This is a genomic window from Psychrobacter sp. 1U1, from assembly GCF_051847535.1.
Taxonomy (GTDB): Bacteria; Pseudomonadota; Gammaproteobacteria; order Pseudomonadales; family Moraxellaceae; genus Psychrobacter; species Psychrobacter saeujeotis.
Genome location: NZ_JBPYDD010000001.1, coordinates 202,711 through 221,891, shown reverse-complemented (window position 1 = coordinate 221,891; position 19,181 = coordinate 202,711). Strand labels below are relative to the sequence as shown.

Genomic DNA, 19,181 nt, shown 5'->3' with positions numbered 1-19,181 from the left:
ATTAACCCTATTTTATTTTTTTCACTCACATCTAGTACGGTAAACCCATGTCATTACCCCCAACCTCGACAAATCTATCGTCCAACCTTATTCAGCTCATTTATGCTGGTGGTACCTTTGGTAGTTATGGACGTCCATTGGCGCCTTTAGATGCCGACATTTTCTTGCCAGCTTTACAGACGCTGCTCACCAATTACAGTCAAACAAACTATCTACCAGAGTTCTCATGGTTAGATAACACACTAATTAAAGATAGTAGCCAACTAACTTCAAACGATTTTATGCACTTTTACAGGCTACTACTAGATGCCTATGCGACAGGAGGGCGTCAATTTATACTTATTACAGGCACAGATACTTTGAGTTATCTTGGTGCATTTTTGGCAGAGGCTTTTGCAGGCACTGATATGTGCTTGATCGTTACAGGTAGTATGCGTCCACTGTTAGACAGCGACGTGTTAAAGACATATGCGGTTGATGCAAATAGCGATGCATGGAACAATCTTAGTGAGTCCCTACGTCTGGCTGCTGCTGGAGAATCCGGCGTCAAAATTAGCTTTGGCGGCGAGTCATGGCCTGCACAAACAGTACAAAAGATTCATAGTCATGACTTTATGGCTTTTACTGGTCATACTCGTGCTGGCTATCCAAACAACAGTTATATAAAGCAGCTGCCAGACACTCGTCGTCAACACTGGCTTGATGACCAAATGACTGTTGGTGACGGTATCCAAGCGCGTGCCAAACGGGCAAGCGTACATGCGCTATATTGCCTTCCCAACGCACCTGATATCTTGGGCAAACAACTAGAGGCGCTGTTGAATGAGCCACCCTGCGGTATCATTTTATTAGGTTTTGGTGCAGGTAACGTTCCCTACTCTGAGAGTTTAGCCACCGCATTAAAACGTGCATATGAGCAGGGTCATATGGTGGTATGCGCTAGCCAATGCCCATTTGGCGGAGTCAGCGATAGTTATGCAGCGGGCAGTTGGCAATATGACTACCATGTCATCGCTGGTGGACGCTTAACTATTCCTGCTATCTATGCGCGGTTATTATGGTTATTGCTACGTTATGATACACCTGCACGCAGACGACAACGTTGGACATATACTGTCAACCAGTCAGGAACGACTTTGAACAAAAACCGCTAACCGTGAGCGCCAAGCAACAAACAAGCACTCACTTCAAATGCTACGATTATTATGGAAGTTGAAAGATTAATGGAATCTGAGAAACAAGACATCCCTACTTATAACTTGGCGATCGCTATCGAGTTTTTGGGCACCAACTATCGAGGCTGGCAACGTCAAAAAGAGGTGACAGGAGTACAAGAGGTACTAGAAAAAGCCATCAGTACTGTCGCCAACGAAACTGTTGAAGTTATCGCAGCGGGTCGCACCGATGCCGGAGTCCACGCTGGTAATATGATTGCGCATTTTGTCACTTGCGCCTACCGTCCGACCCATAATTGGCTACGTGGTATCAATAGTCTATTGCCTGACGATATTGCCCTACGCTGGGTGCAACCTATGCCAACAGACTTTCATGCTCGTTTTGGCGCTATAGCACGTCGTTATCGTTACATCACGCTCAATCAGGCTGCGCGTCCTGCCATACTCAACCGTCAAGTGACTCATATTCACGAACCTTTAGATGTAGCAGCGATGCAACTTGTGGCAGCTGATATTGCTGGGACTCATGATTTTAGCAGTTACCGTGCAGCAGCTTGTCAATCTAACCAGCCTATACGTACTGTTAGTCACGCAAAGCTTTTTACGCATGGCGCGTTTGTTGTCTTTGACATACAAGCCGATGGTTTTTTGCATCATATGGTACGTAACTTGATGGGTACACTACATGCAGTTGGAAGGCATGAGCTACAACCTTCAGACTTCTTAACTATTTTGGCAAAAAAAGACCGTACCATTGCGCCGCCCACTGCTTCTGGTGACGGACTATACTTTATCAACGCTTACTATCCTGAGCATTATCAGCAGCTGTTACCCATGTCACCACTTACTCCCCTGTGGCTCAACTTACCTGAATAAAATATTACCGACTGATATACATAACACTTGCTCACTGTCAAGCAAAAACAATGATTTGTTGCTTTAATATTGAAACTTACGTATAATATCGGTTTATTTTTCATTGATAGATACCAACTATGGCTAAAGACGATATTATTGAATTTGAAGGTGAAGTTATTGATACCCTTCCAAATACATTGTTTAAAGTTCGTTTAGAAAACGGACACGAGATTATTGCTCATATCTCAGGAAAGATGCGTAAGCACTATATCCGTATTTTAACGGGCGACAAGGTTAAAGTAGAAATGACGCCTTATGATTTGACTAAAGGTCGCATTACCTACCGTGGCAAAAACTAATCTCTTATAGTGTTTTATCTTTAAGATATCAGCTATTTACTCTTAAGTCGTTGAGTAGATTATCTTGTTATTATGTAACACTAAACGATTTTTACGATAATAATAAAAAATGGTAGCCTGTTTCTTGCTATCTTTTATAATCAATCGTACTTAATTTTGCCAAAAAAATACCGCCAATTTTGAGCGGTATTTTTGTATTTGAGGTTTGGAAACTACTTGAATTCTACTGTTGCGTCATCTTTGATCGTACCTAGTAGTGCTAAAGCGTCCCAGTTGGTCAACCTTATGCATCCTGATGATGCTTGTCTGCTGATGCGGGCCGGGTCTGGTGAACCATGAATGCCATAAGTAGGCTTACTTAGCCCTATCCATACTATTCCTACTGGATTATTCGGCCCTGGCGGAATAATCGCCTGATTGCCATCCTCGCCAGTATAAGTGTAGTTAGGTTCATGTACTTTGACTTCAACTTTATGCGTCCCTGATGGTGAGGGTGTTTCCGTGCTACCGACAGTCGTTGGATAACTTGCAACTAAGTTGTCTTTCTCATCATAAGCATATAGAGTTTCAGTCGCTTTATCAGCGACTACTCGACTTATCGGTTTTGTGTTTGGATTACCAGGGTTATAAACAGTGATGGTCTCTCCAGGCTCAAACTTAGCATTCGGGTTAAGAGTCTTAAGATACTTCTCACTCATATGAAATTTTTCTGCTAACGCTTCACTGATGCTTTCATAGTACATACCTTCAAGCTTGGCTTTCGCTTCTGCACCAGTAGGAATGCTAGTAGTTTTCACATTCACATCGGCATCATTTAGCTTATAGCTAACCAATACAGGTTGGGACATAAGCTTTTTATTGTTAGTTAAGGCTTGCCATGTCTCATCATTGAGATGATCTGTCACCTTCAAACCACGAGCTTTTTGGAACGCTTGCATGGCCTTTCGAGAGTTTTTACCCCAATAACCATCTATAGGCCCGACACTACTTTGGTTCCAGTTCAGTAAAGCTTGAAGCTTGGTACTCATGCTACGATTTACCTCTACCCCTTTCTGCCAACTATCGTTATTCACCTTTTGAGCAAACTTTGGTAAGTTATCTGTCGCATACTTAATAGTAGGCAATAGCTTGTTCAATGAAGTTACCGTGTCACTATCTCCAGCAAGCTTTTGACTGACTCCATTAGTCACCGGACTAACATCAGTGCTAGAAAATTTGTTACTAGCATTAGCATTGGTATTGGTATTGGTGTTAGCAGCAAAACTTGGGTTCATTAATAGTGCTACAATTAGTCCTAACACCCCCATGCTTTTACTTTTTGGTTTATACATATTTTATTCCTCAATTTTTTATTATAGACAGATCAAAATTATTGTTTTGTTTTTCGCTTTTGATAAAACCAAGCAAGATGATAATCGACCTATTTCTATGGATAGCTCTATAAGATACTAGTTGTATACACTCTTTGAGCAGATATAATCATGTCACAATAGCATTATATAATGTAACAGATTTATGTTAACAAACATCTAGTCTTATAGTCTCTGTGTTAAAAAAGCGCCTACAGTACAGATTATAGATTTAACCGCTATGATCTAAGTATTATTAATCATAAAAAACCCGCAAACTGCTGAGCAATTTACGGGCAAACTATCTTTAAGACTTTTTGTAAAACAAATACTAATGTCTATTATTATATTCGTATAGATTTATTTATACAAGCTTTGCCAATACTGCCTGACCCATCTCTTGACACCCTACTTGTCGTAAATCAGCTTCACTACTGTCTAAGATATCAACTGTACGTAAGCCGTCATCAAGAACATCACTCACTGCCTGTTCAATCGCTTGGGCAGCTTGTTCTTGCTTAAAAGTATAGCGTAGCATCATAGCGACAGAGAGTATGGTGGCTAATGGATTGGCTTTATCTTGTCCAGCGATATCGGGTGCAGAACCATGGCAAGGCTCGTACATCCCTTTACCCTTTTCATCAAGACTGGCGGACGGCAACATGCCAATAGAGCCTGTTAGCATAGCCGCTTCATCAGATAAAATATCGCCAAACATGTTGCCCGTTACCATAACATCGAACTGCTTTGGATCACGAATCAGCTGCATACAAGCATTATCTGCATACATATGACTAAGTGCAACGTCAGAATACTGAGATTCTTGCATTTTAGTCATGGTTTCTTTCCAAAGCTCAGTGACTTCTAAAACGTTTGCTTTGTCTACCGAACAGATTTTTGCAGGTTTATCACTTGCTTTAGCACGAACTTGCGCCAAATCAAAAGCCACCTTACCGATACGCTCAATCTCGCTGGTTTTATAGACCATGGTGTTATAGCCTTGCTGTTCACCATTATCCAAAGTACGAATGCCGCGCGGTTCACCAAAATAGATACCACCCGTTAGCTCACGAACGATTAATAAGTCTAGGCCTGAGATAATTTCAGCCTTAATACTAGAGGCATTCGCCAATTGCGGATAAAGCTTAGCAACACGTAAGTTGGCAAATAAACCAAGCTCACTACGGATTTTTAGCAGACCACGCTCAGGACGTTTACTGCGTTCGATGGTGTCCCATTTGGGCCCACCAACTGCACCTAACAATACGGCGTCCGCTGCACGTGCTTGGCTAAGTGTTTCTTCTGGCAAGGGTTCACCAGTTGCATCAATAGCTGTTCCACCAATCAACCCAGACTCAAGAGTCAAGTTTAATTTAAACTTTTTGTTGACGGCTTGTAGTACATCGATGGCTTGGGTCATAATTTCAGGACCAATGCCGTCACCAGCTAATGTTAAAATCGTTGCCATACTAATCCTTGTTGATAGATAAAAAAAGAAGAGACAAGCGTCTAATGTTGCTTTAACCGATCTATGTCCATGATATATGACATCAAATTAATGGGTCGAAAGATACAATATTACACCTTAGCTTTTGACTGTGTTGCTTGTGCTGATTGCTTTATTTGGTTTGTCACGTTCGTTTCTACAAACTCACCCTGACTTTCGTTATTCATCTGTTTACAAAACTGACGCTTGATACTATCGTTTTGAATAAGATCAATACATAAAGGATTGGGCGAGGCTGTGTCTAATAAACTGCCCGTATCTTGGCTAGATTCTTTACGGTAAGCACGGAGTAGATAAGTGTCTGGCTCTATAAACTCATGGATCATAGCAAAACGCTCAATATAACCCATATTATTTTCAGGATAAAAATTTATATGCACTTCACGTTTTGCAGGCTTAACTCGCGCATAATAGTTTATCATCCCAGCCATACCAGAAGCTGATAACGGTACAACCTTGACAGAGTGCTGATTCTTTAATGGTGTAAATAGCACATTTTGTGTACGCTTAACAACTTTATCATCCGTATCAAACACACTTAACAGCTTATGATCTACTGGTTGATGTGTATCTGGCGCGATAACCGCAGTTTGGTCGATTTGCATAATTTCACAATGATAAGTACCCGCACAAGCGATGTTTACTTCTCCAGCAATCGGTTTGATTTTCCCTGCCCACTTGTCAGCGCTTTCTGCATCATCTATTTTCTGATAGCCTGTTAGTAGCTGACAACCCGACAATAGCAAGCTTGTTGCGATAGAAAGACTGGTAAATATAGCAATACGTTTTTTATTCATAATGATGACTACTATTTCATAGTGATAACAAATTACCTTTCATTCTAGTCATTTTGTTACGATAACTCAACGTTGTATTATTGACCAATTCATTTTTATTAAACATCAATTTATATAACATTAAAAACTTAACTTTATGCTTTGACTTGATTGAATATCCACGGCGTCTTTTGTTGCATTTGCTGTTCGTACGCATTAATCGCATCACTTTGCTGTAGAGTAAGCCCAATATCATCTAGTCCATTTAATAGACAATGCTTACGAAAATCGTCAACTTCAAAACAGTATTCTTGTTCAGTTGGATCAATAACGACTTGTCTCTCTAAATCTACGCTTAACTCATAACCTTCATTTTTCAAAGTTTCTTTCATTAACTTATCGACAATTGCTTCCTCCAAAATAATGGGAAGCATGCCATTTTTAAAGCAATTATTATAAAAAATATCAGCAAAACTTGGGGCAATGACCGTACGAAAACCATACTCAGACAACGCCCAAGGCGCATGCTCACGGCTAGAGCCACAGCCAAAATTCTTGCGGGCAAGTAAAATAACGGCATCTTGATAGCGTGGCTGATTTAGTACAAACTCTGGATTTATTGGACGCGTGCTGTTGTCCTGACCTGGGTAGCCTTCATCTAAATAACGCCAGTCATCGAATAAGTTGACGCCAAAACCAGTACGCTTAATAGACTTCAAAAACTGTTTAGGGATAATTTGATCGGTATCGACGTTTGCGCGATCTAGCGGACAGACGATACCCGTTTGAGTATTATAAGCTTGCATAATAGTTCCTATCGTATTCTCAGTAGTGTTGGTAGATACTGATTGGCAAAATCAACCCATGATGTATTATCGACATAAATAAATAGTTTTATACAATCAGTATCAGACGCGTTGTGACGGATGCGCAGCTTAAACAACGCAATTGTCTATCAACTAAAAAGTACGTACATCCACAAAGTGACCAGCCAATGCAGCGGCGGCGGCCATCGCAGGACTGACCAAATGCGTACGTCCGCCAGTACCTTGACGACCTTCAAAGTTACGGTTAGACGTCGAAGCACAGTGCTCTTCTGGTTCAAGCTTGTCTGCATTCATCGCAAGGCACATTGAACAACCTGGCTCTCGCCACTCAAAACCTGCATCAGTAAATAGCGTGTTTAACCCTTCGGCTTCGGCTTGTCGTTTTACTTGTCCAGAGCCTGCTACTACGATGGCTTCTTTGATCGTATCTGCAATTTTACGACCCTTAATCACTGCTGCTGCGTCCCGCAAATCCTCTATACGTGAGTTGGTACAAGAGCCTATGAAGACCCGATCAAGTTGGATATCAGTAATCGGCTGACCTGCCTGCAACCCCATATAGGTATAAGCACGTAACCAACCCTCTTGCTGCGTCTCATCAGCAGCCTGATCAGGTGTGGGTACCGACTGAGTAATATCAACGACCATCTCAGGCGATGTGCCCCAAGACACTTGCGGGGCAATCTGACTACCATCAATCTCTATAATCGTATCAAACTTGGCATCGTCGTCCGAAAACAATGTACGCCAGTAAGCCTCTGCTTGCTCCCACTGCTCATCAGTTGGCGCATAAGGACGACCTTTAACATAATCAATCGTTGTGTCATCTACAGCTACCATACCCACGCGTGCGCCTGCCTCAATTGCCATATTGCAGACAGTCATGCGCCCCTCCATACTCATATCTTCAAATACTTTGCCTGCAAACTCAATAGCATGACCGTTGCCACCAGCAGTCCCGATCTTGGCAATAATGGCAAGTACCACATCTTTTGAGGTCACGCCAGCACCAAGTTCACCATTCACGCGGATTTGCATGTTTTTCATTTTTTTGGTGATTAAACACTGGGTTGCAAGCACATGCTCTACCTCAGAGGTACCGATGCCATGAGCAAGACAACCAAGCGCACCATGGGTTGCAGTATGCGAATCACCACACACTACCGTCATGCCTGGAAGTACCAAGCCTTGTTCAGGACCAACCACGTGCAAAATACCCTGACGAGTATCGTTAATGGTGAATTCAGCAATATCGAATTTAGCGCAGTTATCATCTAAAGTTACAACCTGCAAACGCGACACCTTGTCTTTGATACCAAAGACTCCTTCAAGTCGCTCTTTGACCACTGTAGGTACGTTATGATCAGGACTAGCAATGTTAGCCGACAAACGCCATGGGGTACGATTAGCAAGCTCCAACCCTTCAAATGCCTGCGGACTTGTTACCTCATGCAATAAATGACGATCGATATAAATTAAGCTCGAACCATCATCGCGCTGTGTGACTTCATGCGCATTCCAAAGTTTGTCGTATAACGTGTGACCGGCCATGTTGCTATCCTTTGTTAATTGCTAATTGTCTATGATGAAATACCACTGTATCTAGCGCATGCTAAACGTTTTTGGCCGCATAAAGCTCTTTGCTCTTTCTTAAGGTTACTTTGATAACGGTTATTTTATTCGGACGTCGTTCATCGACAAGTTACCAAGCGATTAAAATAAAAACATCAAAAAGTACTTTGATACCTTGTGATTATAGCAGCCTAATTCTATAATAATAATTGATGATTTTTATCTATTCACAAACTTTTATTTCTAATATATAACGAATAGACAAGCCAACTTTTATTTATAGCTTATTTTGAAGCTAAGGACATCGGTGTGAATACCACTAATTTGACGACGTTTGTGACTGTTATGCAAACAGGTAGCATCTCAGGCGCAGCAGAAAAGCTATTTATCACTCAACCTGCTGTCAGTAAACGTATCAAAAACCTAGAGGACGAGTTCAATATCGTCCTTTTTGATACAGTAGGTCGAGGTATCGTACCGACTCAAGCAGCAAGTGAGATGCTACCACATGCCAAACGCTGGTTAGAAGATTATGAAAATTTTAAAATAAACTTGCAACACTCTAAGCAAATGGTCTCTGGCAAGTTGGTCATCGGTACCAGTCATCATATTGGTTTGCATCATCTTGCACCAGTGCTAAAAGATTTTATCCAAAGTTATCCTGCTGTACAGCTCGAAGTCCATTTTGTGGATTCAGAAGAAGCGCACAAAGCGGTTCTTGATGGCAATTTATCTTTGGCTTTTTTGACGTTACCACCTGTTTATGATAAGCGTCTAACCTATCATACATTGTGGTCAGATCCATTATATTTTATGACAGGTACGCTGTCGCCATTAGCCACAAAAACCAATGTAACTTTAGAGCAGTTGGCTCATTATCCTGCTATTCTGCCCTCTGCTAATACTTTTACCAGTCAAATTACTTTAGCTGAGTTCGCCAAACACAATTTAAAACCTTATGCGACAATGAGTACCAACCCTCTAGAATCCATTCGCATGTTAGTATCAGTGGGACTTGGATGGTCTGTATTACCGCAAACGTTAATCAGTCAAGATTTAGAACGTATTAATATGGCCGATAATATCGAGCTACAGCGCTATCTAGGCGTCGTTATCAATCCAAAGCTTACACGCTCAAGTAGCGTTGAGGCACTGTTAGAATTGCTTGCTCCTATCGATTAGTAATGTGGCCTACTGAACATAGCTACCAATACAGTCAGCAAATAAATCTACCAAATAATGTTATTTGGTAGTTAACGGCCCACATAAAAAGCAGTGGTTCGCAATTATAATCTCTATACGTTATAATACGCTTAAGTTAATTTTGATAACATATAGTTACCATAACAGCACTGATAATTACCTATTGAATATTTTTAGTAAGTTACGATAGCCAATATACTTGTTTTGTTAATCGTTTATCTTAATAAGCGATTTATTGATCATAGCTATTATTGGTATAGTTCTTAATAATGGTGCTTTATGTTTAATATTTACTAAATTCTACATATTTTATTCTAAACGAATAATATAGCTAATATGCAGGATTGACAGTTTTAAATGATTGATTTTGTCCATAACGATTGATTAAAACGACTTAAAATAGGTAATTTAATTGATGGTTGATAATGCGATGTTATCGGTAAAAACAGTATCAATCATATAAAACTATAAGTAAGTACTGACTATAGATGAATCCAAATAAATCAGATACATGGCTATCAAGCCGCTCAATGAAAAGTTGTTTTTCTTGCTTGTTGTGCCTACGCAGACAAATGCTGCGAAGAACAGCTTTTCATCTCACTGTATCGTTTTTATATAGGATTGACTATATAAGCAAAAAGCCATTTTGTTCTACTTAATGGCTTTTTTTGTCTTTATACATCATCTTTTATCTTTTGATCATAATATTTTATAGTTGAATATAATTAAAACCAACAATGTTGGTTAAGGACAGTTTATATGAATGGGATTTCTAGTGGCGTACTAATATCACTTGGCGCCTATTTTTTGGTAATGATTGGGATTGGCATTTACGCCTACTTTAAACAAGCAAACGATACTGAAGGCTATATGCTCGGTGGCCGTAACCTAGGCCCTGCTGTCACAGCCTTATCAGCAGGCGCATCAGACATGTCAGGTTGGCTATTACTAGGTCTACCTGGGTATATGTATGCCGACGGTGTGGTCAGTGTCTGGATTGCACTTGGTTTAACACTTGGTGCCTTATTGAACTATATTATCGTCGCCCCGCGTCTACGCGTTTATACCGAAGTTGCTGACAATGCAATTACTCTACCCGACTATTTTGCCAATCGCTTTGAAGACAAGTCGCACATGCTACGTGTCATATCAGCATTGGTTATCATCTTGTTCTTTACCGTTTATACTGCTGCAAGCTTAGTTGGCGGTGGTAAGCTTTTTGAGAGCTCACTCAATTTATCTTATAGCATGGGACTTTGGGTAACGGCTGGTGTTGTTGTCGCCTACACCTTATTTGGTGGTTTCTTAGCAGTTTCAATGACTGACTTTGTGCAAGGTATCATCATGTTATTTGCGATGGTCATCGTGCCGATCGTTGCCTTTACCGATCTTGGTGGCATTTCAGCTACTACACAGGCGGTTGGAAATATTGATACAAATCTGCTAAATGTTACTAGTGGTATGACTGTTATTGGTATCATCTCCTTGATGGCATGGGGGCTTGGTTATTTTGGTCAACCCCATATTATTGTACGTTTTATGGCTATTCGTTCAGTTAAAGATGTACCGACAGCACGTAATATTGGTATGAGCTGGATGGTCGTTAGTCTTATTGGTTCATTGATGACTGGTTTTGCTGGCCGTGCTTATGTACAAAAAACTGCTATGACTCTCGATGACCCCGAGACTATTTTCTTAGTATTTACGCAGTTTTTATTCCATCCATTGGTGTCAGGTTTCTTATTGGCTGCTATTTTAGCTGCTATTATGAGTACTATCTCATCTCAGCTATTGGTGGTATCAAGCTCACTAACAAAAGATGTCTATAAATTATTCTTTGACAAAGATGCACCAGAAGCCCGTCAAGTATTGGTCGGTCGTATCTCAGTTATTATCGTCGCTGTAGTTGCTATTTTCCTAGCGTCTGATCCAGATAGCTCGGTATTGAACTTGGTTTCTAATGCTTGGGCAGGATTCGGTGCTGCGTTTGGACCGTTGGTTATCTTTAGTCTTACATGGCGCGGTATGAACCGTAATGGTGCCGTTGCTGGTATGGTTATTGGTGCATTGACAGTTATTTTATGGGTCTATGGTCCATTCGAGATGAATGGTATGGCATTAAATAGCTGGTTATATGCAATTGTCCCAGGCTTTATCTTAAGTACCATTGCTATCTTTGCAGTTAGTATTATGACTGGTGGTCCAAGACCTTCAGTATCTGCAAAATATAAAGAGATGGAGCTAAACTTAAACAAGTAAGCTTATAAACTGTCCTATCGCTATAAAAAAACCTCGTCACTATTGGCGAGGTTTTTTGTTTTCAGCTTTTTATCGGTAATGACTTACCTTACATAAGCCATTTTAGCGAATTAAAAATGTAGCTTGACCTATACGACAAGCATGAAATTTATTTAATGATGTTATATGGTTTGTTGGAGCAAGCGATAGATATTATTTGACAGTTATAAGTTCTATAGTAAGTCCGAAATAAAATCGACACGTTAATAATAGCCATAAAAAAGCGATCCGTTATGGATCGCTTTTTTTATGTAACACGGTAAGAATTACAGATTAGACTTTTTAAATTTAGATTAAAAATCTTGTTTCGCTTGGTATGATAGCTTCACACCAACGATATAACCGTCATTGTCGTCAAAGTCAGCAACGATTTTGTCAGTTGGTAGTGCACCTTGCGCATCACCGAACCATAAGTATTTTCCACCAGCTGAGACGGCCCATTCTGGAGTGACATTATACTTAGCGCCTAGACCCACACTATAGTAGCCTTCGATAGGACCTAATGATGTCGTTGGATCTCCAGCACCGCTATCCCAGCCAACTGTTCCACTAACGGCTAACGCAGGTGCTAAACGCTTAGCCAAGCCCAGCTCTACCTGCCATTGATCATCATCATAATCAACTAAGTTTAAACCATCTTCTGCATACAGTTCGTTGTTTTTACTGACTTCATTATATAATGGCGGTGTTATTTTAAAATCACCCCAAGGTACCCAGCGCACTTTTGCTGTGGCTAAAGTCGTTGGATTGATACCGGTTTGGAAATCAAAATTGACTGATTCAGGAGTTGTGATTTCATATTTACTGCTTCGATTGGCTGCGGCAGGATCACCAGCTAGAAAGCCAGCTAGCGGATATGTTTCGGCTATATTCATATCATGGTCAATCTCAGAACGATACGTCAGTGCCGCTTTTAGAGCAATTTCAGGTTTGCTATATGACATACCTGCGATCCAACCATAATCCATGTCAGGGTTACTGTTTGAGGTATAACCAGTCGCTGGGCCATAAGCCAGTCCGCGCAGTTTTACTTCAGATTCGATACGCTGAACAACTGGACCACCATACACTTGGAACTCTTTATTAGCACCAAACTTCATACCTAGAAGTCCTGTTAAGCTTTGGCTACGAACCTCTACATTGGTATTTTCACCTGCATTACCTGCCTCAGCTTGTGCAATTGCACCCACAAGAGTAAGATCTTCTATTTGTTGTACAATTGCGTTTCTTGTTTCTTCGTTAGGCTCTTGTGCAGCTTGATTCGTCAAAGCTTGTATTGTAGGAGCAATAGTTTGAGCATTGACTTGACCACCTGATAACTCAGTGATAGAAGCATTAATATCGCCTTTTGAAACGAAATTACTATCACCAGTATATTCAGCAGCAGCACCAAATGGCTCATCATATAAAAGACCGATACTAAAGGTATCATTGATATCTGCTTTTACGCCATAACGGAAAAAATCATAAGATTCAGCAATATCACCAGTGTCACCACCTTCAACATAAGTATTACTGCTAGGCACATTATTTGCGCTATCTCTACCACTAACGTCAGCATCAATGTAAGTATAGACAGCTTCGGCATAAACGCCATCTTGGAAGAAAGCTGTGACATCTTGACCCGAGCGATCAAGGCCAGCAGCGCTTGTTACGCTGGCTACAGAAAGCGTTGCGATTGCTACCGCAAGTGTTTTTAAATGAAAGGTAGTGCGCATTATATATCTCCAAACGTCCTCGTTGTTTTACCGTCACTATAATCAGTAGGTCAGGATAATCTCCTTCCATACCTATTATTTAAACGGTCTCCTAATTTGAATAGTAATGGCTTTCTCACACTAAGACAACACTTAAAGCACTTTATTTCTTAAATATGACTGGACAGTTCTTAATTATTATTATGCACTTAAGCGAATATTATTAATATTTTTCTAACCGAATAACTTATGCATACCAACTTCTTGTCAACCAAATTTATACTGTCAAGAACGCTTTTAATAAATAAGTTTAATCTAAAAAAACCAATAAAAAAGCGACCCTTATTGGATCGCTTTTTTATCATTAAACAATAAACATTAGATGACTATTGCTGCATCGAGATAGACGTGCAATTCTTAGCACTATTGCGCTTGGTAAGAAACTTTAACCCCTAGTACATAACCGTCGTTGTCTTCAAAGTTGCTGACGATATCTTGGGTTGGTGTCTTACCTTTTGCATCACCAAACCATAAATATTTACCGCCTGCTGATACTGCCCAATTTTCGGTGACATTGTATTTGGCACCAAGACCTGCACTATAGTAGCCTTCGATAGGACCTAAAGACGTGACTGGGTCACCTGCTCCGCTATCCCAGCCAACTGTACCACTAACTGCTAGAGCTGGTGTTAGGCGTTTGGCCAATCCAAGCTCAACAACCCATTGCTCATCATCATAGCTGACTAAATCTAAACCTTTGTCATCTCCAGTCAGAGTTTTACTAACTTCATTGTAGTTTGGTGGTGTAATTGCAAAGTCATCCCAAGGTACCCAGCGCACTTTTGCAGTCGCCAGTGTCGTTGGATTAACACCTGTTTGGAAGTCTAAATTGACTGATTTTGGTGTGGTAATTTCAATTGAATTACCAACGCCTACATCAAAACTTTCGCCAATCTGGGTTTTGTGATCAATCTCAGATCGATAAGTCAGAGCAGCTTTTAAAGCAATTTCAGGCTTGCTGTATGAAGCTCCAGCTAACCAACCATAATCTTGGCTAGGGTTGATATTCGCAGTATAGCCCGAAGCTGGACCATAAGCAGCACCACGTAGCTTTACATTAGCTTCTATGCGCTGTGCAACTGGGCCACCATACACTTGGAAGTTTTTGTTTTGACCAAGCTTCATGCCCAATATACCCGTTAGGCTGTGGCTACGTACTTCAACATTGGTCGCCTCACCTGCTGCATCTGCTGCTCCTTTTAGAATTTCTAGTTGAGCCAGCCCTTCTGCTATATCTGGCTTAGCAGCGTCTGGTATATTTGGATTAGCTAGAGCGCCTTTAGCCTGAGCGATTGCACCATTGAGTGTTGCAACATTCGGAATGTCTCCTCCTGATCCACCTGCAACAATCGTATCGGCATCGTCGATTGAAACAAAGTTGTTGTCACCACTGTAAAGAGCAGCAGCACCAAATGGCTCGTCGTATAACACGCCAATACTAAAGGTGTCATTGATGTCGGTTTTTACACCATACCGAAAAAAGTCGTAGGATTCCGCGATATCATCTATTTTTCTGCCTTGTACATAGCTTTCATCATTAGAGCGTACCACTGCATTGTCATAGCCTGTGACATCAGCATTAATATAGGTATAGACGGTTTCTGCATAAGTGCCATCTTGTAAAAATGCAGTAATATCTTGACCTGAGCGATCAAGACCAGCAGCGCTAGCAACGCTAGCGATAGAAAGAGCTGCAACAGCTACTGTGAGAGTTTTTAAATGAAAAATTGCGCGCATTGTCTATCTCCAAACGTCCGCATTGTTTTACTACTTTGTCCTATGTAGACAAGTAAGCAGTATCCGAAGTCAAAGATAGTAAAGTTTTTGGCACACTAAAACAACTGAAAAAAATATTATTTCTCTTTTATGACTAAATAGTCATAAAAGAGTGTTTTTATGTATATAGATGAATATAATAGTTTAGAGAACTTGATCTGTTTTTATAGCTAGTTATAGCTATACGCGCTAGTAATGCGGTGGTCTATCTGCTATTACATCGAATGGTGCAATGCCGTCGTCAGTCCTCTGGCTTTCTACTTGCTTATAGACCAGTTGGAGCTGACGCTGTAACGTATGAATATGCTGGTCTTGACGAGCAATTACCTCATCAAGTCGCTCTACAGTCAATTCAAGATGCGCCATGCTCATTTGTAGATCGACCATTTGTGTTTGTAGTTCAGATAGTTCTATTGCATGATCTTTTTGGTTTGCATTATTCTTTGATGCTGTCTTCATACTTATCTCATTGTCATAATTATTTGTAGCATGGAGCTTATATTATAGGTCATTTATAGGGAACAAAGCATTAACACAGGAATCAAAACCATCTTACTAAAATTTTAATCATAATAGAGGTGATAAAAAGTCCTTGCTTACACTAAAGTCATCTAGCAGCATGTTATACTGTTAACAATTTGGCAATATTCTTTAAACCTCTATTGTCCACTCATTGTTTTTATCACTATATATAAGCTTAAGATAATTTATGGCACTGATACATTTAAAAAATATTCATCTCGCCTTTGGCGTCGCCCCTGTCCTCGATGGTATTGATTTTAGCATTAATGAAGGTGAGCGCGTCTGTTTGATCGGCCGCAATGGTGAAGGTAAATCTACTTTATTCAAACTCATCAACGGCTCTTTACAGCCTGATAGTGGTGAAATCATCATCAATGGTAGTGCAAGCGTAGCGATGCTTGAGCAAGATGTACCTGAAACCAGTGGTAAAATACTCGACATCGTCATGGGTGGTAGCCGCCATACCGCTGATTTACTGATTAAATACAATCAGCAAACTGACCTATGCGCAAATGGCGATATGGATGCGTGCGAGCGTATGGCAACGTTGCAACATGATATCGACGCTGTGCATGGCTGGGATCTAGAGCGCGAAGCAAGACGGTTAATTACAACGATGGGGCTTGATCCTGAAGATGATTTATCCTCTTTATCTGGTGGTCGTAAGCGCCGTGTGTTACTGGCGCGGGCATTAGTGACCAAGCCTGATATGCTCTTATTAGATGAGCCGACCAACCATTTAGACGTTGATAGTATTGAGTGGTTAGAGCGCTTCTTGCTCGACTGGCAAGGCCTAACTCTACTGTTTGTCACTCACGATAGAGCATTCGTTGATAAGCTTGCGACTCGCATTGTAGAGCTCGACCGCGGGCAGCTGACAAGCTATGACGTGACTCAGGGCGCAAAAGGTTATGCCCGTTATCAAGAACTTAAAGAGCAGCAGTTACTAGCAGAAGAAAAGAACAATGCCAATTTTGATAAAAAACTGGCGCAAGAAGAAGTATGGATTCGTCAAGGCATTAAAGCACGTCGTACCCGTAATGAAGGCCGCGTTCGTGAATTAAAAGCATTACGTGAAGAGCGTAGCGCACGCCGTGAGCAAGTTGGTAATGTTAACATTACTATGGGTAAAGGTGAAAAAAGTGGCAAGCTGGTCTGTAAGGTTAAAAACCTGCATCTAGAGTATGACGGTAATGTGTTGGTTGATAATTTTACAACCACTATTATGCGCGGTGATAAAATCGGCATTATAGGTCCAAATGGTGCAGGCAAAACCACACTTATTAAAGCCCTACTCGACATGTCTGATGATGAGGTAACCAAGACTGGTAGCGTTGAGCTTGGGACAAATTTGCAAATCGCTTTTTTTGATCAACTACGAGATCAGCTGGATCTTGAAGCAACTGTCGCTCAAAATGTATCAGAAGGCTCAGACTTTATCGAAGTTGGTGGTCGTAAAACCCACATCATGAGTTATTTACAAGATTTCTTATTTGCGCCTGAGCGTGCACGTACCCCGGTTAAAGCTCTATCAGGTGGTGAGCGTAATCGTGTCTTACTGGCCAAACAACTGCTAAAACCTGCCAATATCCTAGTGCTTGATGAGCCAACCAACGACCTAGATATGGCAACCCTTGAGCTATTAGAAGAATCGGTCAGCAGTTTTAACGGTACCATTCTCCTTATCAGCCATGATCGCTCGTTTATGGACAACGTGGTCACCTCTACTTGGGTATTTGACCAAGACGAAAATGGCAAAGGTATGGTTAAAGAGTATGTAGGTGGTTATCAAGAATATTTGATACAGAAAAAACGTGTTCAAGCTGCTCATGCGGCCAAATCTGCAAATAAAGCCTCTGAAAATACCAAATCTACCAATAAGTCAGCAGCGGAAAACAAACCTAAAAAAACAGCTAAAAAATTAAATTTTAATGAGCAGCGTGAGCTTGATAACCTACCAAAACAGATTGCTACTCTTGAGCAAGAACAAACTCAATTACAAGAGAAACTAGCGGATGGTTCATGGTTCACCGAAGACTTCGACGCTGCAACCGTTGCAAGCGAGCGCTTATTAGTGATCGAAGATGAGATGATGAATATGCTTGAACGTTGGGAAGCCCTCGAAAACAATTAGAGCATTGTTAAATTAGATCAGTCTACAAAAGCAACTTACCTAGGTTTATGAATAGACCATAGTAACAAATCATAGATAAGCAGGTTTGGAATATGTTTAGGTGAACCAAATGATAGTAAATCTATGGAAAGTTAGTGAACATTGCCCTAATTTCGAGTATCATTCTTGGTCTTTGAATATCCTTATTAATTTTAAGGTGATTATTGCAATCGGATTTTAATATAATAAGGTTTCAGCTTTGATTTGGCTGTGACTTTTTCATAAGACTATAGCTATAAACAATGTGTTGTCAGAGTCGTTTTATTTTTGACACATTAATTTATTTTATGACCAAAATAGCTTAGAATAGCAACAATTAGCAAAATTAGGCACAGCTAACGTGGCTTATATATTTGTATTGTAAATTTCTAAGTCACAAACCCAGTGTGGGATAATCCCATTTCATTCACCTGGAGGAAGTATTAATGAGCCAAGCCGAAGGCGTTAATGTACAACGTCGTAGAGTTCTTATTGCCTCGACTGCCGCAATTGGTGCAGCTGGGGTAGCTGCTGTAGCAACACCTTTTGTTCGTTCTTGGACCCCAAGTGCTAAAGCAGAAGCTGCCGGAGCGGCAGTTACTCAAGACATCAGTTCTATCGAAGATGGACAAATGATCGTCGTCAAATATCGTGGCAAACCTATTTTTGTGGTTAAGCGCACTGAAGACATGATAGGTACGCTTGAATCAGTAAAACCGCTGTTATCTGACCCTGATTCTAGTGCATCGCTACAACCTGAATACTGTGTCAATCCTACTCGCTCTCTTGAACCGGGTATACTGGTGGTAGAAGGCGTTTGTACGCATTTGGGCTGTGCACCGAACTATCGTCCTGACGTTGGTGCAGCCGACTTAGGTGGCAATGACTGGTATGGTGGGTTTTTCTGTCCTTGTCACGGTTCTAAATACGACCTAGCGGGTCGTGTCTATAGTGGCGTTCCGGCACCGCTTAACTTACCCATCCCAGAATATAGTATGGATGGTACTATCTTGACGGTTGGGGAGGCTTAACATGAGTATGGGTAAAAAG

At 40.8% G+C, this 19,181-nt stretch carries 15 protein-coding genes; 7 read left to right on the top strand and 8 right to left on the bottom strand.

The window, feature by feature from the left end:
* The first annotated feature begins 47 nt into the window (after positions 1-47).
* The 3 genes from ACS8FB_RS00935 (at position 48) to infA (ending at position 2,392) form a co-directional block, all read left to right on the top strand.
* Entirely contained in the window at positions 48-1,154 is a 1,107-nt protein-coding gene (locus ACS8FB_RS00935) for an asparaginase (RefSeq protein WP_439260597.1), read from the top strand.
* 69 nt (positions 1,155-1,223) lie between these two features.
* Entirely contained in the window at positions 1,224-2,051 is an 828-nt protein-coding gene (gene truA, locus ACS8FB_RS00930; RefSeq protein WP_439260596.1) for a tRNA pseudouridine(38-40) synthase TruA, read from the top strand.
* A 119-nt stretch (positions 2,052-2,170) separates the two neighbouring features.
* A complete protein-coding gene (gene infA / locus ACS8FB_RS00925; protein WP_068036477.1) occupies positions 2,171-2,392 on the top strand; it encodes a translation initiation factor IF-1 in 222 nt (73 codons plus the stop codon).
* A 212-nt stretch (positions 2,393-2,604) separates the two neighbouring features.
* Here infA and ACS8FB_RS00920 read toward each other — a convergent pair whose 3' ends face one another.
* The 5 genes from ACS8FB_RS00920 to leuC form a co-directional block, all read right to left on the bottom strand.
* Positions 2,605-3,723, bottom strand: coding sequence for a L,D-transpeptidase family protein (locus tag ACS8FB_RS00920; protein ID WP_439260595.1), 1,119 nt, complete (start codon positions 3,721-3,723; stop codon positions 2,605-2,607).
* A gap of 382 nt (positions 3,724-4,105) precedes the next feature.
* On the bottom strand, positions 4,106-5,209 hold the full coding sequence (gene leuB / locus ACS8FB_RS00915) for a 3-isopropylmalate dehydrogenase (RefSeq protein WP_439260594.1): 1,104 nt from the start codon (positions 5,207-5,209) through the stop codon (positions 4,106-4,108).
* Positions 5,210-5,319: 110 nt separating this feature from the next.
* On the bottom strand, positions 5,320-6,045 hold the full coding sequence (locus ACS8FB_RS00910) for a hypothetical protein (protein WP_439260593.1): 726 nt from the start codon (positions 6,043-6,045) through the stop codon (positions 5,320-5,322).
* Positions 6,046-6,179: 134 nt separating this feature from the next.
* Complete coding sequence (gene leuD / locus ACS8FB_RS00905) at positions 6,180-6,830, bottom strand: 3-isopropylmalate dehydratase small subunit (protein ID WP_439260592.1); 651 nt, start codon at positions 6,828-6,830, stop codon at positions 6,180-6,182.
* Between the two features lie 153 nt (positions 6,831-6,983).
* A complete protein-coding gene (gene leuC, locus ACS8FB_RS00900) occupies positions 6,984-8,402 on the bottom strand; it encodes a 3-isopropylmalate dehydratase large subunit (protein ID WP_439260591.1) in 1,419 nt (472 codons plus the stop codon).
* Between the two features lie 330 nt (positions 8,403-8,732).
* Between leuC and ACS8FB_RS00895 the strand changes: the two genes are divergently transcribed.
* On the top strand, positions 8,733-9,605 hold the full coding sequence (locus tag ACS8FB_RS00895) for a LysR family transcriptional regulator (protein ID WP_299216559.1): 873 nt from the start codon (positions 8,733-8,735) through the stop codon (positions 9,603-9,605).
* A gap of 780 nt (positions 9,606-10,385) precedes the next feature.
* The gene (gene putP, locus ACS8FB_RS00890; RefSeq protein ID WP_439260590.1) at positions 10,386-11,885 is read left to right on the top strand and encodes a sodium/proline symporter PutP; all 1,500 of its coding nucleotides are present in this window, start codon (positions 10,386-10,388) and stop codon (positions 11,883-11,885) included.
* 332 nt (positions 11,886-12,217) lie between these two features.
* On the opposite strand, the gene ACS8FB_RS00885 is transcribed toward putP, so the two are convergent.
* The 3 genes from ACS8FB_RS00885 to ACS8FB_RS00875 form a co-directional block, all read right to left on the bottom strand.
* Complete coding sequence (locus ACS8FB_RS00885; protein ID WP_439260589.1) at positions 12,218-13,642, bottom strand: outer membrane protein transport protein; 1,425 nt, start codon at positions 13,640-13,642, stop codon at positions 12,218-12,220.
* Between the two features lie 402 nt (positions 13,643-14,044).
* Entirely contained in the window at positions 14,045-15,418 is a 1,374-nt protein-coding gene (locus ACS8FB_RS00880) for a hypothetical protein (protein WP_439260588.1), read from the bottom strand.
* 228 nt (positions 15,419-15,646) lie between these two features.
* Positions 15,647-15,916, bottom strand: a complete 270-nt coding sequence (locus ACS8FB_RS00875; RefSeq protein WP_439260587.1) for a SlyX family protein — start codon at positions 15,914-15,916, stop codon at positions 15,647-15,649.
* Positions 15,917-16,166: 250 nt separating this feature from the next.
* Here ACS8FB_RS00875 and ACS8FB_RS00870 point away from each other — a divergent pair, with 250 nt between their 5' ends.
* Both ACS8FB_RS00870 and petA read left to right on the top strand, forming a co-directional pair.
* Entirely contained in the window at positions 16,167-18,113 is a 1,947-nt protein-coding gene (locus ACS8FB_RS00870) for an ATP-binding cassette domain-containing protein (protein WP_439260586.1), read from the top strand.
* 464 nt (positions 18,114-18,577) lie between these two features.
* Complete coding sequence (petA, locus tag ACS8FB_RS00865) at positions 18,578-19,162, top strand: ubiquinol-cytochrome c reductase iron-sulfur subunit (protein ID WP_439260585.1); 585 nt, start codon at positions 18,578-18,580, stop codon at positions 19,160-19,162.
* Positions 19,163-19,181: the final 19 nt, after the last annotated feature.